The sequence below is a fragment of the Bradyrhizobium sp. th-b2 genome, assembly GCF_000426785.1.
Taxonomy (GTDB): domain Bacteria; phylum Pseudomonadota; class Alphaproteobacteria; order Rhizobiales; family Xanthobacteraceae; genus Bradyrhizobium; species Bradyrhizobium septentrionale.
This window is the reverse complement of sequence record NZ_AUGA01000002.1, coordinates 408289-432270: the sequence shown is the minus strand read 5'-3', so window position 1 is coordinate 432270 and position 23982 is coordinate 408289. Positions and strand designations below refer to the sequence as shown.

At 62.2% G+C, this 23982-nt stretch carries 21 protein-coding genes; 16 read left to right on the top strand and 5 right to left on the bottom strand.

Going from position 1 to position 23982, the window contains the following annotated elements; translation table 11 throughout:
• The first annotated feature begins 661 nt into the window (after positions 1 to 661).
• The 7 genes from K359_RS0104810 (at position 662) to K359_RS0104780 (ending at position 7504) form a co-directional block, all read left to right on the top strand.
• On the top strand, positions 662 to 1567 hold the full coding sequence (locus K359_RS0104810; RefSeq protein WP_029078338.1) for a hypothetical protein: 906 nt from the start codon (positions 662 to 664) through the stop codon (positions 1565 to 1567).
• 21 nt (positions 1568 to 1588) lie between these two features.
• Positions 1589 to 2539 carry a 3-hydroxyacyl-CoA dehydrogenase NAD-binding domain-containing protein gene (locus K359_RS0104805; RefSeq protein ID WP_029078337.1) on the top strand — a complete coding sequence of 317 codons (951 nt, stop codon included), beginning with the start codon at positions 1589 to 1591 and terminating at the stop codon, positions 2537 to 2539.
• Between the two features lie 87 nt (positions 2540 to 2626).
• A complete protein-coding gene (locus K359_RS0104800; protein WP_029078336.1) occupies positions 2627 to 3844 on the top strand; it encodes an acyl-CoA dehydrogenase family protein in 1218 nt (405 codons plus the stop codon).
• Between the two features lie 55 nt (positions 3845 to 3899).
• On the top strand, positions 3900 to 4721 hold the full coding sequence (locus tag K359_RS0104795; protein WP_156928354.1) for an enoyl-CoA hydratase-related protein: 822 nt from the start codon (positions 3900 to 3902) through the stop codon (positions 4719 to 4721).
• 36 nt (positions 4722 to 4757) lie between these two features.
• Complete coding sequence (locus K359_RS0104790) at positions 4758 to 5972, top strand: CaiB/BaiF CoA-transferase family protein (RefSeq protein ID WP_029078334.1); 1215 nt, start codon at positions 4758 to 4760, stop codon at positions 5970 to 5972.
• 72 nt (positions 5973 to 6044) lie between these two features.
• The gene (locus K359_RS0104785) at positions 6045 to 6830 is read left to right on the top strand and encodes an enoyl-CoA hydratase (protein ID WP_029078333.1); all 786 of its coding nucleotides are present in this window, start codon (positions 6045 to 6047) and stop codon (positions 6828 to 6830) included.
• Positions 6831 to 6928: 98 nt separating this feature from the next.
• Positions 6929 to 7504, top strand: coding sequence for an NADPH-dependent FMN reductase (locus K359_RS0104780; RefSeq protein WP_371261127.1), 576 nt, complete (start codon positions 6929 to 6931; stop codon positions 7502 to 7504).
• 3 nt (positions 7505 to 7507) lie between these two features.
• Here K359_RS0104780 and K359_RS0104775 read toward each other — a convergent pair whose 3' ends face one another.
• From K359_RS0104775 to K359_RS64245, 5 genes are all read right to left on the bottom strand, one after another.
• The gene (locus K359_RS0104775) at positions 7508 to 7957 is read right to left on the bottom strand and encodes a hypothetical protein (protein WP_029078331.1); all 450 of its coding nucleotides are present in this window, start codon (positions 7955 to 7957) and stop codon (positions 7508 to 7510) included.
• Between the two features lie 61 nt (positions 7958 to 8018).
• Entirely contained in the window at positions 8019 to 9269 is a 1251-nt protein-coding gene (locus K359_RS0104770) for an NAD(P)/FAD-dependent oxidoreductase (RefSeq protein ID WP_029078330.1), read from the bottom strand.
• Between the two features lie 185 nt (positions 9270 to 9454).
• Positions 9455 to 9898 (bottom strand): threonine/serine exporter family protein, encoded by a 444-nt coding sequence (locus tag K359_RS64255; RefSeq protein WP_245284511.1) that lies wholly within the window; start codon positions 9896 to 9898, stop codon positions 9455 to 9457.
• Positions 9895 to 10776 carry a threonine/serine exporter family protein gene (locus tag K359_RS64250; RefSeq protein WP_245284510.1) on the bottom strand — a complete coding sequence of 294 codons (882 nt, stop codon included), beginning with the start codon at positions 10774 to 10776 and terminating at the stop codon, positions 9895 to 9897. Before K359_RS64250 ends, K359_RS64255 begins: the two co-directional genes overlap by 4 nt.
• Positions 10716 to 11357 carry a hypothetical protein gene (locus tag K359_RS64245; RefSeq protein WP_245284509.1) on the bottom strand — a complete coding sequence of 214 codons (642 nt, stop codon included), beginning with the start codon at positions 11355 to 11357 and terminating at the stop codon, positions 10716 to 10718. The genes K359_RS64250 and K359_RS64245 overlap by 61 nt, the downstream gene beginning before the upstream one ends.
• 88 nt (positions 11358 to 11445) lie before the next feature.
• On the opposite strand from K359_RS64245, the gene cyoA reads away from it, so the two are divergent.
• From cyoA to K359_RS51070, 9 genes are all read left to right on the top strand, one after another.
• Entirely contained in the window at positions 11446 to 12324 is an 879-nt protein-coding gene (gene cyoA / locus K359_RS0104755; protein WP_029078328.1) for a ubiquinol oxidase subunit II, read from the top strand.
• Positions 12321 to 14303: a cytochrome o ubiquinol oxidase subunit I gene (gene cyoB / locus K359_RS0104750; protein ID WP_029078327.1), complete on the top strand. Its 1983-nt coding sequence runs from the start codon at positions 12321 to 12323 to the stop codon at positions 14301 to 14303. Before cyoA ends, cyoB begins: the two co-directional genes overlap by 4 nt.
• Positions 14300 to 14935 (top strand): cytochrome o ubiquinol oxidase subunit III, encoded by a 636-nt coding sequence (gene cyoC / locus K359_RS51085; RefSeq protein ID WP_035976046.1) that lies wholly within the window; start codon positions 14300 to 14302, stop codon positions 14933 to 14935. Before cyoB ends, cyoC begins: the two co-directional genes overlap by 4 nt.
• On the top strand, positions 14932 to 15327 hold the full coding sequence (gene cyoD / locus K359_RS0104740) for a cytochrome o ubiquinol oxidase subunit IV (protein ID WP_029078326.1): 396 nt from the start codon (positions 14932 to 14934) through the stop codon (positions 15325 to 15327). The genes cyoC and cyoD overlap by 4 nt, the downstream gene beginning before the upstream one ends.
• Positions 15328 to 15500: 173 nt before the next feature.
• Complete coding sequence (locus K359_RS51080; protein WP_035976044.1) at positions 15501 to 16301, top strand: acetoacetate decarboxylase family protein; 801 nt, start codon at positions 15501 to 15503, stop codon at positions 16299 to 16301.
• Between the two features lie 114 nt (positions 16302 to 16415).
• Positions 16416 to 17234: an acetoacetate decarboxylase family protein gene (locus K359_RS0104725; protein WP_245284508.1), complete on the top strand. Its 819-nt coding sequence runs from the start codon at positions 16416 to 16418 to the stop codon at positions 17232 to 17234.
• A 236-nt stretch (positions 17235 to 17470) separates the two neighbouring features.
• The gene (locus tag K359_RS51075; protein ID WP_198031100.1) at positions 17471 to 18058 is read left to right on the top strand and encodes a helix-turn-helix domain-containing protein; all 588 of its coding nucleotides are present in this window, start codon (positions 17471 to 17473) and stop codon (positions 18056 to 18058) included.
• Entirely contained in the window at positions 18055 to 20904 is a 2850-nt protein-coding gene (locus tag K359_RS0104715; protein WP_029078323.1) for a winged helix-turn-helix domain-containing protein, read from the top strand. The genes K359_RS51075 and K359_RS0104715 overlap by 4 nt, the downstream gene beginning before the upstream one ends.
• A 114-nt stretch (positions 20905 to 21018) precedes the next feature.
• Positions 21019 to 23910, top strand: a complete 2892-nt coding sequence (locus K359_RS51070) for a winged helix-turn-helix domain-containing protein (RefSeq protein WP_051345977.1) — start codon at positions 21019 to 21021, stop codon at positions 23908 to 23910.
• Positions 23911 to 23982 lie beyond the last annotated feature (72 nt).

The window sequence follows — 23982 nt, the reverse complement described above, 5'->3', positions numbered from 1 at the left end:
GGAGACGATCATGACGACCACAGCATCCGCATCTACGTTAGCGATAGATCACGAGGATTGGATCAGCTGCTCTCACTGGGGCATGTTTCCGGTGCCACGAAAGACGCGCTGAGGCCTTCCCGGTTCCGGTGAGCGCGGACTGCGGTACCTCATCGGCTCGAAGCGCGCCTGCAGCGCGTTGCCTTGCCCGGCCAGCGTCTTGGCGCGGCGCCGGCCTCACCGGCTATCGGGCGCTACTCAGCTCTCGTATCGAACCCATCGAGCCGCTCTGACAAAACGGATCTCGTCGCGTCGACGATCATCCGTACGGCGGCGACTCCCCGCAGTCCATGCAACGTCAACCATCCGGCTTGTCCATCGGTTGTGCTTGAACGTTTGGCGCGCTGTTTGGCGAAAACTGCTGCCTTCGCATCGGTGATGGTCGTCGCGATGCGTGCTCAACTCGTTGCGCTTGCCGCGAACGAATCTCGGTGCAAGCAGCCGAATTTGGCGGCCGGACGATTCTCGCGCTTATCCCGTCCCGATCGACGGAAGGCTCGCAGCGGATCGAGCAGCAAGCCCATCCCAGCGAAGACATTCCTGTCCAAGCCGCGCATCGGCGATCGGATCATAGTCGCGCTCACCTGACCGGTTCGTGGTCGGGCCACAATGCAGGTGCGATATGCCAAAAGCCGCTACGAGCCCATCCGCAAACGTCACAGTGCCGCGTCTGTTCGTGCTCGAACTGAATGCCGGATGCATTCACACCATGAATACGGATGGCTCCGATCGCAAGACCATCGTGACCGGCTGCCACCTCCCGGACGGCATCGTCGTCGATGCCGAAGCCGGTCATATCTACTGGACCAACATGGGCATCCCCAACCTGAATGACGGGACCATCGAACGCGCCGACCTCGACGGCAAGAACCGCAAGACCATCATCGCGCAGGGAGCCACTCACACTCCAAAGCAGATCATTCTCGATAGCAGCGTCGGCAAGCTCTACTGGTGCGACCGCGAGGGAATGCGCGTCATGCGTTGCAATCTCGATGGTTCGCAGCTCGAGACGCTGATCGAGGCCGGGCGGGGCGAATCCGATAGCCGGGATCAGACGCGATGGTGCGTCGGACTGACGATCGATCCGAAATTCGGACATCTCTACTGGACGCAAAAAGGGCCTGACAATGCCGGGCTCGGCCGCATCTTCCGGGCCAATGTCGAAATTCCCGCAGGCCAGACCGCAGCCAACAGGTCCGACATCGAGATCTTCTACGACGGCCTGCCGGAGCCGATCGATCTCGAACTCGACCACGAGAACCGCGTCCTCTACTGGACCGACCGCGGCGATCCTCCACGCGGCAACACCGTGAACCGCGCTTCGATCGACAACAAGCCGGCCGAGCCGGAGATCGTGGTGACCCATCTCATGGAAGGGATCGGCATCGCACTCGATGTTCGGAACGACCGCATGTTCGTCACTGATTTTGCCGGCTCGATCTACTCCGCACGGCTTGATGGATCCGGCGAGCGAAATGTCCTCTTCGCTCAGGGCAACCTTACCGGCATTGCCTACGCCGAAATCTAACGAATCGATCGGAGATATGACATGACCGACACCAAACCCATTCGCCGTATCGCAATCATCGGCACCGGCGTGATCGGCGCAAGCTGGTCTGCGCTGTATCTTGCCAAGGGATTGCAGGTGGTCGCGACCGACGTCGCGCCGAACGCGGAAGCCGCGCTGCGCAAGTTCGTGGAGACTGCATGGCCGGCGCTCGAGCGATTGGGCCTGTCACCCGGAGCCTCACAGTCGAACCTGAAGTTTACGGCCGCGCTGGCGCAGGCGGTCGACGGGGTCGATCTCGTTCAAGAGAACGGGCCCGAGCGGATCGATTTCAAGCAGAAGCTGTACGGGCAGCTCGACGAATTGCTGAAGCCCGATGTGATCATCGCATCGAGTTCGTCGGGGCTCACCATGAGCGAAATCCAGAAGGGCGCAGCGGCCCATCCGGAGCGTTGCGTGATCGCTCACCCGTTCAATCCGCCGCATCTGATCCCGCTGGTGGAGATCGTCGGCGGGGCCAAGACCTCGGAAGCGACGATCCGGCGCGTTGATGAATTCTACACCTCGATCGGGCAGCGGACGGTGCGCGTCAACAAGGAGATGCCGGGGCATGTCGCCAACCGTCTGCAGGCGGCGCTAAGCCGCGAGGTTTACTACCTTGTCGCCGAGGGTGTGGTGAGCGCCGCCGACGTCGACACCGCCCTGAGCTGGGGCCCGGGCCTGCGCTGGGGCGTCATGGGCGGCATGATGCTCAACCATCTCGGCGGCGGTCCAGGCGGTATCGAGCACTTCTTCCAGCAATTCACCGGCCCGATGACGGCCTGGTGGAAGACCCTCGGCTCGCCGGTGCTGACACCGGAGGTGCAAAAGAAGCTCATCGACAGCGTCCATGCCGAGGCTGGATCACGCAGCATCGCGGAGCTGGAAGCGGAGCGCGACGAAGTCCTGCTCGGCCTGATTGAGCTGCGCAACAAGGTTGCCAGGAAACGGTGACCCCCCCGGCGCACCAGCCGAGATCGATCAGCCATTCGACCTTTTCACAATACGCCGGCCGTCCGGCCGCAGCATCAGGAGTTCAACATGAGCACAGCCACCGCCTCAGGCAAGGCCGCAGCGAAACCGGTCCCCGTACCCGATGGCGACTTTTATCAGCTGGTCGAGCATCTCACGCCGGAGGAGAAGGCGATCGTCGCAAAGGTGCGGGCCTACATGCAGACCAAGGTCCAGCCGATCATCAACAAATACTGGTCGGATGACGCTTTTCCGTTTGAATTGCTGCCGTCGTTCAAGGAGCTCGGCATCGGCGGTCTCGGCTTTGAGGGCTACGGTTGCGCCGGCGGCAGCCAGAAACTGTTCGGCTTCGTCGCGATGGAGATCGCACGCGTCGACGCGTCGATCTGCACGTTCTGGGGCGTCCACAATGGCCTCGCGATGGGTTCGATCTATCTCGACGGCTCGGAGGAACAGAAGCAGAAATGGCTGCCGCAGATGGCGCGTTACGAGAAGATCGGGTGCTTCGGGCTGACCGAGCCGCTGGTCGGTTCGGGAACGAGCGGTGGTCTGACCACGACCGCCAAGCGTGAAGGCGATACCTGGATCCTCAACGGACAGAAGCGCTGGATCGGCAACGCACCATGGTGCGACCTTTCGATCATCTGGGCGCGCGATCTCGCCGACAACCAGGTGAAGGGATTCATCGTCGAGAACAAGTCGACGCCGGGCTTCAGCGTCGAGAAGATCGAGCACAAGATCGCGCTCAAGGTGGTTCAGAACGGCCAGATCACCCTCAAGGATGTTCGGGTGTCTGAAGCCAACCGTCTGCAGAGCGGCAATTCGTTCCGTGACACCGCGCGTGTGCTGCGGATGACGCGTTACATGGTGGGCTGGGCATCGACCGGCATCCAGATGGGCGCATTCGAGGCAACCCTCAAATACGCCCAGGAGCGACTGCAATTCGGCAAGCCAATCGCGTCGTTCCAGATGGTCCAGGACCTGCTCGCCAAGATGCTTGCCAATCTGACCGCGTGTCAGTGCCTGATGCTCCGCCTGGCGCAACTCGATGACGAAGGCAAGCTCGGCGACCATCATGCGGCGCTGGCGAAGGCATTCTGCACGGCGAAATCGCGCGAGACGGTCTCATGGGGCCGTGAGGTTCTGGGCGGCAACGGCATCGTCGCCGACTACAATGTCGCGCGCTTCTTCGCCGATGCCGAGGCGCTCTACTCCTATGAAGGCACGTATCAGATGCAGAATCTGATCGTCGGCAAGGCCATCACCGGCCACGGCGCCTTCCTGTGACGCCGCAGCGGTGCCGGCGCATCGTCGCCGGCCGCCACACCCAGGAGATATGACCATGGTTTCGGGAACCGCATCGCCCAATCCTTCGCAGGCTTTGACGCTTGCGAATGTCCAATACGAGAAGAAGGGGTCGATCGCCTATGTAACGGTCAATCGGCCCAAAGTGCTCAACGCACTCAACACGCCGACCTGGACGGATTTGCGGTCCGCATTCAGCGAAGCAAAGGCCGATGCATCCGTGCGCGGCGTGATCCTCACGGGTGCCGGGGACAAGGCCTTCATCGCCGGTGCCGACATCAGCGAACTCGCGCATGTCGACGCCTACGACGCCGAGGAATCGAGCCGGTTCGGGCAGGGTGTGCTCGACCTGATCGAGAATCTCGGCAAACCGGTGATCGCAGCGGTCAACGGCTTTGCGCTCGGCGGTGGCTGCGAGACCGCGATGGCTTGCACGATGAGGATTGCGGCAGAGCACGCCAAGTTCGGGCAGCCGGAGGTCAAGTTGGGCCTGCTGCCGGGCGGCGGCGGAACGCAGCGGCTGCCGCGCCTGGTGGGCAAGGGGCGCGCATTGCAGCTGATCCTCACCGGCGAAACGATCACCGCGCAGGACGCCTATCGCATCGGCCTCGTCAACGAAGTCGTACCTGCGGCGGACCTGATCGCGCGGGCCGAGACGATCCTGAACCAGATCGCGGCCAACGCGCCGATTGCCGTGAAGTTCTCGCTTGAGGCCGCCAACAAGGGGATGGAGATCAGCCAAAGCGAAGGCCTGGTGCTCGAAGCGTCCTTTTTCGGCATTTGCGCCGCCACTGCAGACAAGAAGGAAGGCACCGCTGCCTTCCTCGAGAAACGCGCGCCGCAGTTTCACGGTCGGTGAAGCAGCCCTCGCACACAGCGATTAGGAAACACAGCTATGGCAAGCGACAACATCTTCTCCGGACTCAAGGTCGTCGATCTGGCGAGCTTCATCGCGGGCCCCAGTGCCGCGGTGATCCTGTCGGATTTCGGCGCCGACGTCATCAAGGTCGAGCCGCCGAGCGGCGAGCTGTGGCGGCACGCGAACCACATGCCACCGCAGCCGGTCGCCGAGGATCCTTATCCCTGGCACCTCGCCAACCGCAACAAGCGGGGCATCGCGCTCGACTTGAAGTCTCCGAGTGCCCACCAGGTTCTCGAGAAGCTGGTCAAATGGGCCGACGTTCTCATCGTCAACACGCCGCATCCGGCGCGCAAGAAGTTGAAACTCGAATATGAAGATGTGGTGGGGTGGAACCCGCGACTGATCTACGCCGACCTCACGGGTTTCGGCGACAAGGGGCCGGATGCGAACCTTCCCGGCTTTGACATCACCTCGTACTGGGCACGTAGCGGATTGCTGTCGATGACGCGCGATGCCGGTGCGCCGCCGACCTGGCCGGTGGCCGGCAGCGGCGACAATGCCACTGCCGTCGGGCTGTACTCGGCGATCGTCACGGCCCTGTATCGTCGTGAGCGCACCGGCGAGGGGGCGCATGTCACGACATCACTGCTCGCCGAAGGCGTCTGGTCGGCCAGCGTCTCGATCCAGGCCGCGCTGTGCGATGCAAAATTCTTCGGACTGCACGATCGCAAGAATCCTGCGAATGCGGCCATGAACGTCTATCGCGCCAAGGACGACACCTGGTTCGTGCTCATTGTCACGCCCGACAAGTTGGCCGCCGTCGCCAAGGCCATCGGCCGCCCCGATCTGCTGACCGATCCGCGCTTCTCCGATCCGGCCAAGCTGACGGCGAACATGCCGCAGCTCACGGCAATCCTCGACGAGACCTTCTGTGCCCAACCGATGGCACATTGGTACGAGGTGTTCAACGGCGTGCACGTGACGTTCGGCGCGGTGCGTGGACCGCAAGAGGTGATCAACGATCCCCAGCTCCAGGCGAACGACATCATCGTTCCGCTCAGCGGTGCCGGCGGCAAGCTGACGTCCACCATCAGCAGCCCGCTTCAGGTGCATGGCGTCGCCAAGGTGCCGGCGAAACGTGCCCCCAACATCGGCGAGCACAACGACGAGGTCCTCCAGCAACTCGGATTCAGCGCCGCCGAAATTGCCGGTCTGCATGAGAGCGGGGTCGTTCCGAAGGCGAAGTGACGCGAGACGACCCGGGCGGGCGGCGCGCGCCGCTCCGCCTGCATCAAATTCACCGGGATCAGGACGTCGACAATGGATGATATCGTTACCGAACATGGCGGGGGCATCCTGCGCATCCAGTTGAACCGCCCGACCAAGCGGAATGCGATGACGTCGGCGATGTACCTGGCACTTGCAAGCGTGTTCAACGAAGCGGCCGGTGACGACAGCACGCGTGTGGTCCTGTGGCACGGCGCGGGAGATTCGTTCTGCGCCGGCAACGACATCGAGGATTTCCTCAAGAATCCGCCGGGGCCGGGGGAATCACCGCAGTCCGCGCTGATGGATGCGTTGGTCAAGTTCGACAAGCCGGTGGTCGCTGCGGTCCATGGCGCCGCGATCGGCGGCGGCACCACCATGCTGACGCACTGCGACTTCATCTACGCGGGCGAGAGCACGCACTTCCAGATGCCTTTCATCAATCTGGCCGTCGTGCCGGAATTCGGGTCGAGCTACTCCGTGCCGGCGCGGATCGGCCACCTCCGTGCGGCGGAACTGATCTTGATGGGCGCGCCGTTCGACGCCCGGCGTGCGGTGGAATTGGGGCTGGCGACCGCGGTCGTCTCCGACAAGGATGTGTTGACGAGGGCGGCTGAGACGGCCGGGAAGTTGGCGGCGAAGCCGGCGAGCGCCCTGCAAGCCAGCAAGAGGCTCATGAAGCAGCCGTTCCGCGAGCAGATCAAAGCCGCGATGCAAGCCGAGAACGCCGAGTTCAGCGCGCAGGTTCGCTCCGACGACGCAAAAGAGGCGTTCACAGCCTTCCTGGAGAAGCGCAAGCCTGACTTCACGCGGACGACCAAATCTTCAGCGAAAGCATAGGCGCGAGCCAGCTTCGGTTCGGTCCAGGACCTGGAATCAAGACCTGACATCAGGACCCGGACATCAAGATCTGAACATGGAGAATGACCGTGAAGCCGATGAATGTGAGCGTGTTGGTCGGAAGCCTGCGCAAGGCGTCACTCAACAGGATGCTGGCCAACGAGCTGATCTCGCTCGCGCCATCCTCAATGCGGCTCGAGGTCGTCGAGATCGGCCATCTGCCTTTCTATAATGAGGACCTTGAGCGGGTGATTGACCCGCCGCCGGCGGAATGGACCACGTTCCGCGGGTGCATCAAGGCCGCGGATGCGGTGCTGTTCGTCACGCCTGAATACAACCGATCGGTACCAGCCGCTCTGAAGAATGCACTGGATGTCGGATCGCGGCCGTATGGAGGCAGCGTGTGGGACCGCAAACCTGCCGCGATCGTCAGCAGCTCGCCCGGCGCGATCGGGGGGTTCGGCGCCAATCATCATCTCAGGCAGTCGCTGGTGTTCCTGAACGTGCCCACCATGCAGCAGCCCGAGGCCTATCTCGGCCATGCCGACAAGCTGCTTGATGAACATGGCAAGCTGGCCGGTGACGGCATCCACAAGCTCCTGCAGGGATTCATGCAGGCGTTCGCGAATTGGGTCGAGACGATCCGGTCTCGTGACCGACAAATCGCGGGCTAACGGTCAAAAATGGACCGGTTGCAGTCCCTCGAATTCGTCGTGGCATGCGTCGCTGAAGCCTCGTAACAGATCGATCGAACCGTCGATGGCCATCTGACGCAGCTCGACGAAGCTCTTGTCCGGCTCCAGATAGGTGTCCAGGATCTTCCGGGCGACATCTTCGGCCTGGTGGACCACCTGCTTCGAGGACAGCGCCCGCATCCTGCTCAGCTTCGCGTAGAGACCGACCAGGCTGGCGATATCGGCCTCACCGTGCTGGAGCGCATCGATGTAGCACTTGGAGGCTTCATCGATAAAATCCCTATAAAGGAGCTGCCGGCGGGTCGTCTCATGCAGAATCCACTGAGCGCGGACCTGGCTCCGGTGATTCAGCCAGTTGGCAATTCCGCTCGTCAGGCCGCCAACCGCCGCTCCGGTCAGGGCGGCGAGGGCGGAGATAATGGAAGCGTCCACAGGTGCAATCCTAAATTTTGCCGCGGGATCCTGCGGTAATGACCACCGGCCGTGGTCACTGTTACGGCGCGGACGGCCGCGTTCCCTCGGAAATCAACCGTGAGCTCCGCTGCCCGGACAGATAGGACCACAGCCATTGCGTCTGGACGCGGAAGCGGTTCTGGAGTTGCGGCAGGGCAAGCACATGCAGCGCCGCCCAAACCAGCCAGGTCAAAAACCCGCTGCTGTGCAAATGGCCGGACTCGAGGATGGCAAAATTCTTGCCGACCACCGCCATATTGCCTTTGTCGCGGTAGCGAAACGGCCGACCGTCCTCGTGTCCCCTGACACGATTGGCGATCACGCGCCCGACAAATCGTCCCTGCTGAATGGCAGCTTGCGCCACACCGGGCACCGGGTGGCCGTCCTGGCTCATCGTGGCTGCATCTCCTGCGACAAATACGTTGGGCGCTTCGGGGATATCCATGAAGGCGCCAACGAATGCGCGCCCGGCGCGGTCTGTCTGGGTCCCGAGCATCTTCATCACCGGCGAGGCGCTGACCCCTGCGGTCCAAAGCACGGTGGCGCTGGGAATCCGAACCCCGCCCGCGATCACGCCCTGATCGTCGACCTTCTCGACCTTGACGCCGGTCGAAACTTCCACTCCGAGCTTGGCCAGACGCTTGGCTGCCTTTTGTGACAGCGACTCGGCAAAGGTCGGAAGGATGCGGGCGCCGCCATCGAGCAGCAGAATTCGGCTCTTGGCTGGGTCGATCCTGCGGAAGTTGTTGCGTAGAGTCACCGAGGCCAGTTGAGCAATCGAAGCGGCAAGCTCGACGCCGGTCGGGCCAGCGCCTACCAATACAAAGGTCATTTGGCGAGCGCGTTCCTTCGGGTCGTCGGTCGTCTCAGCCAATTCAAACGCACTCAGGATCTTGGTTCGGATCGTTTCAGCGTCGATAAGGCTCTTGAGGCCTGGCGCAAACCGCGCAAACTCATCATGACCGAAATAGCTCGGACGCATTCCGGTCGCGATCACCAGGAAGTCGTATTCGAGCTTTCGACTGCCGATCTCGGGGCAAACGGCCTCGATGGTGCGAGCTCCCAGGTTGATGCCCTTGACCTCGGCCAGCATGACGCTGAGATTCTTCTGCTTGGCCTCGAGCTGCCGGATCGGCGCCGCGATCTCGGATGACGACAGGACAGCGGTGGCGACCTGGTACAACAGCGGCTGGAAGATGTGGTGGTTGCGGCGGTCGATCAGCGTGATGTCGACATCAGCTCGCTTCAGGGCGCGCGCCGCCGCGATACCTGCGAAGCCACCGCCGACGATCAGGACACGTTTTTTGCCCGGGACCGCTTTTGTCGAAAGCTGCGTTTCCGGCGGGAACGATTTGGTCAGAACTGTAGTCATGGATGTACCGACGCTCTCGAGGGGCAGGTCCGATCACATCGGGTACCGCGGAGCCACCAGCTATTCTTGGACGGCGCTGCGGCGCATTGAACGGCCGTGCCTCATCATACCGAGGGCAGGAAGCGCTCATACAACATGCGTGGGAGGATCAGCCCAAACGTCATCGCCATGACGATCAGAAATGCCGTGGTGCCGCTTGCAACGATGCCTGTCAGCAGAGCGGGCGGCGCGCTCGGCCCGATCGAGAGCAATTCGACAAGGCCTGTCGCAGCGTTGAACAGGAAGAAGCCCGGCATCAATGAGACAACGGCGGAGAAGGCGAGAGCTGCGAAGGGCAGATGCCGGCGATCGGCGACCGGCGTCGTGAGGATGCCGACGAGCGTGCAGGCGACGAGTGCCCCGGCTGGCGCGCTTCCTCCGGCGACGGAGATCACCGCCCAGCGTACTGCGTGCGCCAGCATGCCGACGGCGATGGGGAATGGCAGCAGACGCCACGGCATCGAGAAGAATGTGCCGAAGGAAGCGACGGCGCATCCTGCCGCAATCACGTCGATGGCCAGGGGTATGGGCGGGACGATCCGGCTATCGACAGGTTTGCGCCGACGGCCATGAATCCGAACAGGCCACCGGCACAGATCAGCAGCACGATGACACCGGCATAGGCGAGGCGCGCGATTCCCAGTGCAATGCGGGTGCGTGCGAGGTCGATGGCGCCGTTGAGGATATGCGGACCGGGGACCAGCACCATGCAGGGACAGAAGGCGACCAGCGCCGTTGCTACCGGGAGCTGGAAACGGCTCGCAACGGCAGCGACGATGCCCGCGATGAACGCGGCGCAAAGCGGCTGGATCAGCGGATTGTGGCTGAAACCGGAGAACCAGCGACGCACGAGCGCGCCGATGGCGGCGCTGCCCGCGATCAACAGCAGGCTTGCCGCATCCAGTGTCCCGAAGATGACGCCAAGTGAAGCGGCGCCGATGGCCGCGAACAGGGTGAAGCGCGGCGTCGAGGCCGGTGGCAGCCGGCCAGCCGCCCCCAGCGCCGACTGCGCAGCCTTGACCGCCAACGAGCCGCTGCAGACCTGATCGATCACCGTCGTGACGGCCAGCACTCTGCTCATGTCGACGCCGAGCGGCTTGGCTGGAACGATCTGCGAAATAGGCTCGCCGTCGAGCACGACGGTGAGCTCGCCCCAGTACGGGAGCACCCTAACCGTCACGCCGAATGCGCGCCCAAGCCGCTCGGCGGCGGCTACCGTGCGCTCCGTGGTCTGGCCGTGAGCAAACAGGAGCGTGGCCGCCAGCGCGGTCGTTCTTAGCATCGCCTCGCGCGCGAGCGGCTCGGCGCACGGTGTCTCGCCTTCGGTCAATTGCGCTGCGCGGTCCAGTAGCCCGAGCATCGCGCGCCGCCCGCGCGTCCGCTCCACTTTCCGCCTCCCGAGGTTCCGGACAGCCGGCCGGTGCCGGAAGCGGATTTATCGTGAACCGTCACCGACGCGCGAACCGAACCGGACCTCGAAACATATCCCCTGAACTTGACGAGGTTGGGATGGGTCACAATGCCGTCGGAAACATTGACGGTGAAGTTGTAGCTGGGATCGCACGCGCCGCGTTGCGTCACGAACACGAGGTCCCAGGAGCCGTCGTAGGCCGAACGCGCGTGCGCCGTCGAAGCCGAGACGATAGAGCAGGCGGCTGCAAGCAGCCAAAACGAAGACGCCTTCATCGATAGTTCTCCATGGGGCAAGCGGTCGCTTTCGATCAAGCGGAACAGCGTCATCGATATGTGAACCGCGATGCGGCGTGCTGCCGAACGATGACCTGCTTTTAGAAAAGGCTGGCATGGCGCGCCTGTCGAAACGTGCTTCAGATTATCCTGAAAAGGTGCGATCGCAACCCGTGTCGTCAGGTCCGTGCCGGCCGGCGGCCGGTTTTGAGCATGATTGGCCCCAATCGAGCAGCCACGTTCAATCGCGCCGAAGGCGAGCGGCATATTGAATGCGCGCACCGACGGCCGCTCGAACCGAGCACGTCAGCCTGCATTCCCGATTAAGCCTGGAGCATCGCGATGAACATCACGTCCGGCGAGGTCTGACATGCGATACGCTTTGCCGGCCATGGTCTTGATCGGAGCGGTGACGCTTGGCGGTTGCTCCGACGGCGTGCTCGATCCGAAAGGGCCGATCGCCGTTGCCGAGCGGCAGATTCTGCTCAATGCGCTTGGCATCATGCTGGCAATCGTGATCCCGGTGATCCTTGCCACGCTCGGTGTTGCCTATTGGTTTCGTGCCTCGAATCAGCGTGCGCGGTATCGGCCGGATTTCGCATATTCCGGCCGTCTCGAGATGCTCGTCTGGTCGATTCCGGCCATGACCGTGTTCCTGGTTGGCGGCGTGGCGTGGGTCGGCTCACACGATTTGAGCCCGACCAAGCCGCTCGCATCCTCGGTGAAGCCGTTGCGGATCCAGGTTGCTTCGCTCGATTGGAAATGGCTCTTCATCTATCCCGATCAGGGTGTCGCCAGCGTCAATCAACTGACGATTCCCGTCGGCACCCCGGTCAGCCTCGAGCTGACCTCGTCTGGCGTGATGAACAGCTTCTTCGTGCCGCAGCTCGGCAGCCAGATCTACACCATGGCGGGGATGATCACCCGCCTGCAGTTGCAGGCCGACCATCCCGGGACGTACCGGGGATTCTCCGCCCAGTACAGCGGCGAAGGATTCTCCGACATGCACTTCAACGCCGAAGCCGTGACGGGCGAAAAGTTCGCCCAATGGGCCGCTGCGGCGCGCAATGCCGGTCCGTCACTTGATGCGGAGACCTATGCGGAGCTGGCGAAGCCAGGCCGGGCGGTAGCGCCGTTCACCTACCGCTCGGTAGCGCCCGGTCTGTTCGACAGGATCTCGGTCTCGGAGATGCAGTCCGACGATGCGATGTGCCGCAAGTCTCCGACGTCAACAAGGGCGGAAAAATGAATCTACTCGGCAAGCTCAATTGGAGCGCGATTCCTCTCGACCAGCCGATCATCATGGGCGCGTCGGGCGGAATGGTGCTGGTCATCGTGTCGATTCTTGCATGGGTCACCCTCAAGGGCTACGTGCCCTATCTGTGGCGAGAGTGGCTGACCTCCGTCGACCACAAGCGCATTGGCATCATGTACATCATCCTGGCGCTGGTGATGCTGCTGCGTGGCTTTGCGGACGCCATCATGATGCGGGCGCAACAGGCGGTCGCGGCGGGTGGCGCGCAAGGCTACCTGCCGCCCGAGCACTTCGACCAGATCTTCTCGGCTCATGGCACGATCATGATCTTCTTCATGGCGATGCCGTTTGTGATCGGAATGATGAATTTCGTGGTGCCGCTGCAGCTCGGTGTCCGCGATATGGCGTTTCCGACCTTGAACTCGGTGGCCCTGGGGCTGACCGCGTCGGGTATTCTGTTGACCAACATCTCGCTGGCAGTCGGCGAATTCTCGAAGGCCGGCTGGGTCGCCTATCCGCCGCTGAGCGGGCTGCAATTCTCGCCCGGGGTCGGCGTCGACTACTATCTCTGGGCGTTGCAGATCTCCGGCGTCGGCACGTTGATGACGGGGATAAACTTCGTTGCGACGATCCTGAAAACGCGTGCGCCGGGGATGAGCTATATGCGCATGCCGGTGTTTTGCTGGACGTCGCTCGCAGCGAACCTGCTCATTGTTGCGGCCTTTCCGGTACTGACTGCGACGTTCGCGATGCTGCTGCTCGATCGTTACCTCGGCTTTCATTTCTTCACGATCGACGGCCAGGGCAACGCGATGATGTACGTGAATCTGTTCTGGGTGTGGGGGCACCCGGAGGTCTACATCCTGGTGCTGCCCGCGTTCGGCATCTTTTCCGAGGTCGTCTCAACCTTCTCCGGCAAGCCGCTGTTTGGCTATCGCTCGATGGTGGCCGCGACGATGGCAATCTGCGTGTTGTCGTTCGTGGTGTGGCTGCACCATTTCTTCACCATGGGCGCAAGCGCGAACATCAACGGGTTCTTCGGCGTCATGACCATGATCATCGCCGTGCCGACGGGTGTCAAAGTCTTCAACTGGCTGTTCACGATGTACGGCGGCCGCATCCGGTTCACCGTCCCGATTTTGTGGTCGATCGGCTTCATGGTGACGTTCGTGATCGGCGGCATGACCGGCGTGCTGATGGCGGTGCCTCCTGCGGACTTCCAGCTGCACAACAGCCTGTTTCTGATCGCGCATTTTCATAACGTCATCATCGGCGGCACGGTGTTCGGCCTGATGGCGGGCTACAATTACTGGTTTCCCAAGGCGTTCGGCTTCAGGCTCGACGAACGCTGGGGCAGGGTGTCGTTCTGGTGCTGGCTGATCGGCTTCTATATCGCCTTCATGCCGCTTTACGCGCTGGGTCTGATGGGCATGACCCGCCGCATGCAGCATTACGACGTCGCCAGCTGGCAACCGTGGCTGGTGGTCGCGGCGGTCGGCGTCGTCGTCATCCTCGTTGGCATCGTCAGCCAGGTCATCCAGCTCGTGGTGTCGATCCGCGACCGCGAGCAGCTGAAGGTGACCGCGGACCCGTGGAACGGCCGTACGCTGGAATGGGCGACGGCTTCGCCGCCGCCGGTATGGAATTTCGCCGTGCTGCCGCAGGTGACCGACATCGATGCCTTGTGGAAAAAGAAGCAGCGCCAGCGCACGCAAGCCCAGCCGGCGAAGGAGCGCAAGTTCGAGCCGATCGAACTGCCGAGGAACAGCGCAACCGGCTTCGTCGTCGCATTCTTCTCGGTTATTGGCGGCTTTGCGATGATCTGGCACATCTGGTGGATGGCGGGTGTCGGGGCAATCGGCATCTTCCTGACCATGCTTGCCTTCGCATTTCGCGACGAGGAGGAAGTCGAAATTGCGGCCGAGCAGGTTGCACGATTCGAACGCGCGCACCAGGCGGAGATTGCAGTATGAATGTCGCAGTTGCAGTTGACGGCGAGGTCCGCGACGAGGCGCGGCCGCATGCAAGCGAGGCCGGACCCGCCGCGAAGCGGGTCGTGGTCGGCTTTGGCTTCTGGATATTCCTGTTGAGCGACATCGTGATGTTTGCGGCGATCTTTGCCGCTTACGCCGTGCTGGCGCACGCAACCGCCGGCGGGCCAAGCGGCGCGCAGCTGTTCAGCCAGGGCAGCGTTGCGATCGAGACCGGCTGCCTGCTCGCGTCAAGCTATACCTGCGGACTGATGTCTCTGGCGGTCAGCGCGCGGCGCTATAGCATCACCTATCTGGGAGCGCTCATCACCTTCGTGCTGGGGGCCGCGTTCCTGGTCCTCGAAGTGCGGGAGTTCGCCGGCATGATCGCCGCCGGAGCAGGACCGCAACGCAGCGCCTTCCTGTCCGCGTTCTTCACCCTTGTCGGTTGTCACGGGCTGCACGTCACCGCCGGTCTGGTCTGGCTGACGGTGATGATGGCGCAGGTCGCGATCAAGGGCTTTCGTGCGAATGTCGAACGGCGTCTGCTCTGCTTCTCGTTGTTCTGGCATGCGCTCGACATCGTTTGGGTATGGCTGTTTACGGTGGTCTATCTGATGGGAGTCCGTTCATGACCGACACAGGCTACGATCGCGCACCCGGCGATGCGGCGACACTGCCCGACGTGGAACAGGGTACGTCGACCGGCGCACTGGTCTACACTATCGGATTGGCTCTTGCGGTGGGCCTCACGGCCCTGTCGTTCTGGGTCGCCAACACATCGTTGCTCTGGGCCGGCGGTGTCTCACTCGGTCTGACTGTCCTTGCGATCGCGCAAATGGGCGTCCATCTGGTGTTTTTCCTGCACGTCACCACGGGCCCGGACAACACCAACAATGTAATGGCACTGGCGTTCGGTGTGCTGATCGTCGTTCTCGTCGTCGTCGGATCGCTCCTCATCATGGCGGATCTGAACGACAACATGATGCTGCCTCCCGAGCTGATGAACCTGCAGATGCAGCGCTGAACGCGCCAGGCGAGGCATGATACGCGGTGCGGTCCCGCCGGGGTTGGAGCGGTGATCGACCTCGGCGCGCATGAACCACCAAGTCCTCGCACGTTCGTCCAAGCGTCGAGGACGATGCCAACGCTAAAGTTCCACGTTGAAAGACCGCGCGCCGCTGGTGGTGGGGACAAGACATGCTGAAGGGATTCACGGCCCCCCGCTCTCCCCTCGGTGTTGCTGCGCTGGTGCCGCCGCCGCCCTGGCACTTTGCAGGCGACGTTCTGGCTGTGGAGTTCTGGAATGATCCTGACGCGTCGGTCCAGATTCTTCCGGCCGGCGTCGAGCTTGACGAGACGAGCCCAGGCCACTCTGTTGCACTGTTCACGGACTACCAGTTCACCGCGCAGAACGATGAGTATCTCGATCCTGCCAGATATCAGTGCCGCGGATTTAGCATCCTGCTCGACGCGATGTGGAAGGGACGACGAATAGCATGGTGTCCATATTGCTACGTCGATAATGACGCCGCGTTGATGAGGGGGTGGATTCAGGGCTATCCGAGAAAGCTCGGTATTGTGCATCAGACCCGGACATTTGGAACCGCCGGCATGGCTTCGGCGCCGCTCGCGCATGACGGTAGGTTTTCAGCCTGCATGTCCGCCCACGGCCGTTTGCTGGTGCAGGCCGGTGTCACCTTGCGCGAAAAGGCCGAGCGTCTGGTCGGCTTGCTCGATCGGCAGATTGTCGGACGACGACATTTTCCGCGGCTATCCGCGGGGATGCACGATAAGCCAGCCGTCGACGAACTCGTTCGATCGGTTTCGGATCATCTGCTGCTCACGAATATCTGGGTCGGCGAGGCGCAACTCGATTTCCCGGAAGCCTACGGCGAGGAACTGGAGATGTTGGGCCCGCTCAAGGTGGGGCGCGGATATCGGTTCTCGGTTTCCTATTCGGTGACCGGCATCGAGGTTTTGGCAGACCTGACCGCCTAGCCAATCGCAACTGCCACCAACGAGCGTTGCGGAATTGCGGCAGAAATAAACAAGTCGACGCATTTCAAGCAAATTAATGATGCGCTGGTTCCAATAGTCTCCGTGCCACAGGTGATGGACCAGGACATGGGAATGCTCAAGGGCTTTACGGTTCCGAAGTCGCCATTCGGCCAGGCCGCGCTCACTCCATCGCCACCCTGGCATTATGCCGGCGATGCCGTCGGAGTTGAGTTCTGGGCCGACCCGGCCGCCACGGCAGCGACACTGCCGAACGGCCTTTCCCGCGATCCGAAGTCGAATGGGCACGCCGTGATGATGTTTCTGGACTGGCAGTTCACGGCCCAGGACGACGAATATCTCGATCCGGCGCGTTATCAGTATCGCGAGGCGTTGATTTTGGTCGATGCGATGTATGGCGACGTGCCGGTCATGTGGTGCCCCTACATTTATGTCGACAACGACGCCGCGCTTGCATGCGGCTGGACGCGGGGGTTTCCGAAGAAGATGGGCAGTATCTTTCAGACGCGCTCCTTTGCGGCTTCAGGTCCGGCGGCCGTGCCGGTTGCGTCCGGCAGCCGCTTCGGTGCCAGCCTTTCCGCGCATGGCCAGCGTCTTGCAGAGGCCTGCGTCACCTTGCGAAAGCCAGTCGAGGACGGATTGTCCCTCCTCAGCCGCCCGACCGTCCTGTTGCGATACTTCCCGAGGCTGGCGGCCGGTTCCCGGGACCGGCCGGCGGTCAACGAACTGGCGATGTCAATCACCGACAATCTTGCCGTTTCCGGCGCGTGGGTTGGCAAGGCTGAGCTCAATTTTCCGGAAGCGCGAGGTGAAGAACTTCACGCGCTCGCGCCGAAGCGGATCGACGGAGGATTCCGCTACTCGCTGTCTTACTCGGTCAGCGATCTGAAAGTGCTGGAGGACCATGGATCCTAGCGGAGCCGGCGCCGACCTTCGAGCTTTGGGCGGCCCTGTCCGGATCCTCAGGAGTTGCCGGAGGGTGTTGCAATTCTGACAATGTGGCGGTCAACCCATTGTTGTTAAATACGAAAAATGCCCGGCGCGCACACCGCGACATTAACCTTCCATAACGCTGATTAACGCGCCAAGCGCGGCCCCGTGCGGCATTCTCTCGTCGATCCAAGGTTTCGGACGGTCGTGGGAGAACGATGATGGCAGCACTTCAAGCGACCGCACCGGAATCGTCCCCTGCCGCTGACCAGCAATTTCACCTGGTTGCGAACAGCGTGGCCAGGCTGCTCGAAACCGCAAGGCGAGAGCTGGAGTGTGACCGGGAGGCGGCCAAGGCGTCGCTGGCCACGGCGTCCCACATCCTGCAAGCCGAGATCGACCGCTGTTCGTCCGCCCATGACGCTTCAAGGGGCGGTCTGGCGGCATGGCAGATCCTGCGTGTGCGAACCTATGTCGACAGCAATCTGCACCGTACCATACATATCCGGGATCTCAGTATGGTCGCGCGCCGAAGCCCGGCGCATTTCTCCCGGAAATTCAAACTGGCGGTCGGCCAGTCGCCGCATGCCTATGTGGTCAGAAGGCGTATCGAGCGCGCCTGCCACCTGATGATGACAAGTACGGCGTCACTGAGCGAAATAGCGTTGAGTGTCGGCTTCTCGGATCAAGCCCATCTGTGCAGGCTCTTCAGGCAGGCCTTTGGTCAAAGCCCGGCCAACTGGCGGCGCGAGCGCGGAATTCCGGGCGATGTCACCGCCAGAATTGACGCGGACGCGAGCGCCGCATGAACGATCCGCGGGGCAGGGTGCTGAGCTTTGGCCCTTTCGAACTCTCGATCCGAAACAGGCTTCTGAGCAAAGACGCAACGGTTGTGCCGCTCGGCGCGCGCGCGATGGATCTCCTCATCGTCCTGGTGGAGCACGCCAATAGGGTCGTCGGCAGACGGACTCTGATTGAGCGGGTCTGGCCGAAGCGGGGAGCCGAGCAGGTCAGCCTTCGCGTCCACATCTCGGCGCTGCGCAAGGCTCTCGATCAGAATGATCCCGGCAGGCGCTATATCGCGAATGTGCCCGGTCGGGGGTACAGCTTCATCGTCCCCGTAACCGCGCTTTCCCCACCGGCGTCGGAGGATTACCGCCCTTCAAAGCACCGGCTCCCTGCGCGCCTGATGCGGATGCTTGGGCGAAGCGATGCCCTGGCTGTCATTCAGATGAAGCTGGTCGAGCAGAAATTTGTGACGATCGTCGGGACCGGCGGCATCGGCAAGACTACATTGGCGGTCGCCGTGGCTCATGAAATGAGCTCCGCTTTTGACGGCCACGTTCATTTCGTCGACCTGAGCACGCTCGGTGACGCTTCGCTCGTCGCCCCGGCCTTGGCCGCAGCTCTCGGCGTATCGGTACGAACAAACAATGTCGTGCCGGCCTTGATCGATCGTTTGCGGGAGACGCCGGCACTTGTCATTTTCGACGGCTGCGAACCGTCTATTGAAGGTGTGTCCGCTGTTGCGGAAGAGCTGGTTCGAAACGTCCCGACACTGCATCTGCTCGCGACCAGCCGGGAGGCGATGCGTGTCGAAGGTGAACATGTCTACGAACTCGGCACACTTGATTGCCCTCCGGAAGATGGCGGCCTGTCGGCGCGAGACGCGCTGCAATATCCTTCTGTCCAACTGCTGGTCGACCGCGTGCGGGTTGTGCGAAACGACTTCGCGTTGACCGATCAGGAAGCGCCGATTGCTGTGAGAATTTGCCGACGGCTCGATGGCATTCCATTGGCGATCGAACTCGCAGCCTGCCGGGTTGACATATTCGGCCTGTCCGGGACCGCCCGCCTTCTCGATGAGCGGCTAAACCTGTCATGGCCAGGCCGTAGAACCGCCCCGTCGCGGCACCAGACACTGAACGCCACGTTGGAGTGGAGCTTTGATCTGCTTGGCGAGGCAGAGAAGCGGGTCCTGAGCCGACTTAGCGTTTTTGCCGGTGGATTCACGCTGGAAGCGGCGGTCGCGGTTGTGGCCGATGAGATCGTGGAAGAAGCGAGCGCTTCGGATTGCGTTTGGGAGCTGCGTTCCAAATCGATGATTGCAGCTCAGGGACAGGATGGGCGGCTGCGTCTGCTTGACACCACGCGCGGGTTTGCCCTGCAGCGATCGGCCGAGAGCGGCGAGCAGGATCTGTTTTGTCGCCGTCACGCGCTTTATTTCACCGACCTGTTCAGGCAGGGCGCGGCGATGGATGGATCGGGCGGATCCAAGGCGCTCGCGATCGAGATCGACAATCTCAGAGCCGGCCTGAACTGGGCATTTTCGGCGACAGGCGATGCTAAAATCGGCGTCGAACTCGCTGCGGCATCCGCAAGTGCCTGGATGGCTATGGCGTTGCTCACCGAATGCCGTGACTGGATGGGGAAGGCCATCAGCCATCTCGACCGGATGAATTCGGGCACACGGCAGGAAATGGTCCTTCAGGCAGCATTCGCCAGCTGCGTGATGTTCACAGGTGGCATGACGGATCGATCGTACACGACCTGGGCCAAGGCCCTGCGGCTCGCCGAAGGGCTTGGCGATGTCGATTATCAGGTGGACGCCCTGCTTGTGTTGTGGGCGCACGAGTTGCGCGTACCGAATTATCCGGAAGCGATCAGACTGGCCGACCGCTGCGGCGAGGTTTCGCAAGGAACGGGTCATCTCGGCGCTGTCGCGACCGCCAATTACATGCGGGGTATCACGTACTACCATACGGGCCGAATTGTCGAGGCTCAGGGCCTGCTCGAATTGTCGCTGCATCGCGACGACGAGGCTTCCCGGCAGTTGCTGATCAAGCGATTCGGCTACGACCGCAAGGTCGATAATCTGGCCGGCCTCGCCACCCTGGCGTGGTTGCGCGGCTCTCCGGATCAGGCCCGCAGGTTCAGCGGGATGGCTGTCGCTGAGGCGCGGCAATCCAATCGGGCCGTGAACCTTTGCGGAGCGCTGACCTTTGCATGCTTCATCGCATATCTGACCGATCCGGATGACGGCGAAGCCGTGGCACTTGTCGGCGAGCTTGCCGGCTACGCCGACAAACACGCGCTGCATAATTACCAGGGATTTTGTCTCGGCATGCAGGCCTTCTATAAGGTAAGGCAGGGAGGGGAGATCGGCGCCGCTTCGGCAATGCTTCAGGCAGGTCTCGAGAAGCTGTCGACGGCACGCTACGGAATCTTCGACTGGTTCCTGCAGGCCGAGTTTGCGCGATGCCTGGCCCAGGCGAACCGGCCGAGGGAAGGGCTCGAGGCCTTCGAGCGGGCGAAGATCGATCTCGATCAAAGCCGCTGGTATGGCCCGGAACTGCATCGCATCAGGGGTGAGCTGGCGCTGGGCAATGGCGAGGGATTGGCGGTCAGTCGGCAATATCTTCTGCGCGCGCTCGAGTTGGCAAACAGGCAGGCGAGCTTGTCGTGGGCGCTCAGGGCTGCGACCAGCCTTGTTGTTGCAGAAAAATCGGAAGGGCGAAGGGAACCGGCATGGCATGCCCTGCAATCCACTTACGCGAAATTTCAGGAGGGGCTTGATACGCACGATCTGCGCTTGGCAAGGCACGTGCTCGGCGGTCCATCCCAGCGGGACGGTGTCGTCGTCTCGATGCGGTAACGGCTTGTTGCTGAAGGAGGTTTGGGCTAACACTGGATGGCCCGGGGAGTTTGCACAATACTGACGACGGATGGTGCAACAACCAGATCGTCGACGGTCTTGGCGGGATAATTCATGTCGCTCCAACCAATTGGCTCACCGGGTGCAATCCGGCTGCGGTTTGGCCCATTCGAGTTGAATGTCGCCGAGCGCTCTCTCACCAAGGCAAACCAGGTCATTTCGCTTGGCGGCAGGGCTTACGACATCCTGATCGCTCTTCTCGAGAAAGCCGGTGAGGTTGTCCCGAAGTCCGAATTGATCGCAAAGGCATGGCCTGACGTCACCGTCGAAGAAGGGAGTCTTCGGGTCCATCTGTCGGCGCTGCGCAAGGCGTTGGGCGACGGACAGTTCGGCGACAAGTACATCACGAACCTTCAGGGACGTGGCTACAGCTTCATTGCGGCTGTCACCCGCCTTCCCGCGGACCGTGACGACGCAGCTTCCGGATTGTCCAACGTACCGCCGGCACTGGGCCGCATGGTCGGTCGTGACGATGTTGTCTCCGAGATTCTGCGTTTGCTGGGGGCTGAACGGCGTCTGGTTACGATTTTGGGTACAGGGGGCATAGGCAAGACGACGGTTGCTTTGTCGGTCGGACACGGCGCACTGGCCGACTTCTCGGGTGCCGCATATTTTGTCGATCTCTCGACCGTAAGCGATGGGGCGCATGTGATCGGTGCGATCGCATCCGCTGTTGGCCTGGACTCGCGGTTCGTCGATCGCGCGGATGTGCTACTCGATTGTCTGCGCGATCGAAGGGCCCTGATCATTCTCGACAGCTGCGAACACCTGACCGAAGGAATCGCGCAGATCGCCGGCAGCGTTGTTCAGAATGCGCCTGATGTGCGCTTGCTTGTAACCAGCAGGGAGGCCCTGAAGGTCCCGGGTGAACATCTGCTCCGCCTTGCTCCGCTCGATTGCCCGCCGGAGCAGCCTGGGCTGACGGCGTCGGAGGTGTTCGCCTATCCCGCTGCACGGTTGTTCGCCGAACGTGCCAGCGCCCGCGGCGGCAACCTGTCGCTCGGCGACGAAGAAGCGGCCATGATCGCCGAGATTTGCCGCAAGCTGGATGGCATTGCGCTCGCCATCGAGCTCGCCGCGGGAAGAGCCGCCGTCTTTGGCGTCGGCAATACCGTGGCGAAGCTGGGTTCGCGCCTCGATCTGCTGAGGTTTGGTCGCCGAACGGCCAATCCGCGGCATCAAACGCTCGAGGCGACGCTGGACTGGAGCTATGATCACCTTTCCGAGCTTGAACAGACAGTGTTGCGGCGCATCGCGATCATGGTCGGGCACTTTTCATTGGAGACTGCGATCGCCGTGGCGGAGCAGACCGGACTTGACCGGTCTGAAGTCGCGGGCGCGGTCGAAAATCTTGTCGACAAATCGCTCGTCGCGGCGTGGCCCGGTTACCAAGGGACGCGGTACCGGTTGCTCGACACCACGCGCTGCTATGCCTTGGAGAAGCTCGCCGCGAGCGGTGAGCGTAATTCGGTGGCGGAACGCCACGCGCGCCGTCTCGACCGATTGCTGGAGAGGTACAGCAGCGATATCCAGCCCGGGCCATCTCTGGCGAGCGCCATGGAACATTATCTCGGGGATGTCCGCGCGGCACTTGAATGGAGCTTTGGACCGGACGGCAACGACCGCGCTGCCGTACGAATGGCAGCGGCCGCCTCCCGATTGTTCCTGGCGACGTCTCTCTTGGCCGAGTGCCGAGGCTGGATGGAGAAGGCGATCGATCGGATTGCCGCGGACTGCGATCCGCGTGACCAGATGGAAATCCACGCGTCGCTGGCGCTGTCGCTGATGTTCACCGCCGGAAACAGCGAGCGGGTTCGCGATGCCTTCAACACAGCGTTGGCGCTTGCGGAGCGCTGCGAGGATGCCTACCAGCAACTGCGTCTCCTGAGCGGGCTGTCGATGTATTTTCACCGTACGATCGATGCGGGCCGCAGTCTCGAGATCGCACTGCGCGCGGAGGCCGTCGCGAGCACGACCGGCGACCCCGATGACGCCGCACTTGTGGATTCGATGCTGGGAGCGGCGCATTACATGCTCGCCGACCATGTCAACGCGCTGAAATACCTTGAACGGTCCTTGCACAGGTCTCCAGCGCCCCGGCGCTTCAATGCAACTCAGCATTTGTTTGATCTGCGCAACGCTTCGCTGTTCAACCTGATGCGGTCGCATTGGTTCGCCGGCAATCTCGACAGGGCTGTCGGCTGCGCGGAACAAACCGTCGAGGAGGCCGAGAGATCGGATCATCCGATCGCTCTGTGTCGCGCTCTGATTCTGACGATGCCGCTCTATTTCTGGATCGATGACATGGGGCAGGTCGAACGGAATCTCTCCAAGCTCGAGTTGATCGCGGAGAGATACGCGTTAGAACCATTCCGTGCGGTCGCCATGGGACTTAGAGGACGGCATTTCGTTCGCGCCGGTCAGGCGGAGCAGGGTGTGTGCTACCTGCAGGATAGCTTGGAGAAGCTGCAGGCTCTACGATACGAAATGCTTGTGACGGATTTCGTGTCCGAATTGGCGGTCAGTCTGGCGAAGCAAGACCGGCGCACCGAAGCGCTAACCCTCATCGACGAATCGATTGCGACGCAATTGAAGTTGAACAGGCCGCTGCATCTTCCGGCGCTCTTCCTGGCGAAGGGCGAGACGCTGGCGTACGGGGGAAACGGACAGATTGATGCCGCTCACGGCTGTTTTGAGCAGGCGATGGCGCTTGCAGGGCAACAATCTGCGCTATCGTTCGAGTTGCGAGCGGGCTTGCAGCTTGCGCGGCTTGGGATCAAGCGGGGGCAGGTCCGTGGCGCGCACGGTCTCATTGCACCGCTCTACGGCCGATTCACCGAAGGTTTTGCGACACCAGATCTCATTGCAGCAAGGCAGATCCTCGAACAGGCCGACGTGTCGGCGCAAAAGTCCCGGGGCGGGCTGCGAAATCATCGGGTATCGTGAAGGGCTTGAGCGAACCGCCCGCGCTGAATCCGGGGCGATCGGTCGTTCGCTGGTTCTGTCGTCGATACGAAT

Coding starts and splice junctions, on each gene's coding strand:
- K359_RS0104785 (WP_029078333.1), top strand. CDS start 6,045: ATGGATGATATCGTTACCGAACATGGCGGGGGCATCCTGCGCATCCAG.
- cyoA (WP_029078328.1), top strand. CDS start 11,446: ATGCGATACGCTTTGCCGGCCATGGTCTTGATCGGAGCGGTGACGCTT.
- cyoC (WP_035976046.1), top strand. CDS start 14,300: ATGAATGTCGCAGTTGCAGTTGACGGCGAGGTCCGCGACGAGGCGCGG.
- K359_RS0104725 (WP_245284508.1), top strand. CDS start 16,416: ATGGACCAGGACATGGGAATGCTCAAGGGCTTTACGGTTCCGAAGTCG.
- K359_RS0104790 (WP_029078334.1), top strand. CDS start 4,758: ATGGCAAGCGACAACATCTTCTCCGGACTCAAGGTCGTCGATCTGGCG.
- K359_RS51070 (WP_051345977.1), top strand. CDS start 21,019: ATGTCGCTCCAACCAATTGGCTCACCGGGTGCAATCCGGCTGCGGTTT.
- K359_RS0104805 (WP_029078337.1), top strand. CDS start 1,589: ATGACCGACACCAAACCCATTCGCCGTATCGCAATCATCGGCACCGGC.
- K359_RS0104715 (WP_029078323.1), top strand. CDS start 18,055: ATGAACGATCCGCGGGGCAGGGTGCTGAGCTTTGGCCCTTTCGAACTC.
- cyoB (WP_029078327.1), top strand. CDS start 12,321: ATGAATCTACTCGGCAAGCTCAATTGGAGCGCGATTCCTCTCGACCAG.
- K359_RS0104800 (WP_029078336.1), top strand. CDS start 2,627: ATGAGCACAGCCACCGCCTCAGGCAAGGCCGCAGCGAAACCGGTCCCC.
- K359_RS0104795 (WP_156928354.1), top strand. CDS start 3,900: ATGGTTTCGGGAACCGCATCGCCCAATCCTTCGCAGGCTTTGACGCTT.
- cyoD (WP_029078326.1), top strand. CDS start 14,932: ATGACCGACACAGGCTACGATCGCGCACCCGGCGATGCGGCGACACTG.
- K359_RS51075 (WP_198031100.1), top strand. CDS start 17,471: ATGGCAGCACTTCAAGCGACCGCACCGGAATCGTCCCCTGCCGCTGAC.
- K359_RS0104780 (WP_371261127.1), top strand. CDS start 6,929: ATGAATGTGAGCGTGTTGGTCGGAAGCCTGCGCAAGGCGTCACTCAAC.
- K359_RS51080 (WP_035976044.1), top strand. CDS start 15,501: ATGCTGAAGGGATTCACGGCCCCCCGCTCTCCCCTCGGTGTTGCTGCG.
- K359_RS0104810 (WP_029078338.1), top strand. CDS start 662: ATGCCAAAAGCCGCTACGAGCCCATCCGCAAACGTCACAGTGCCGCGT.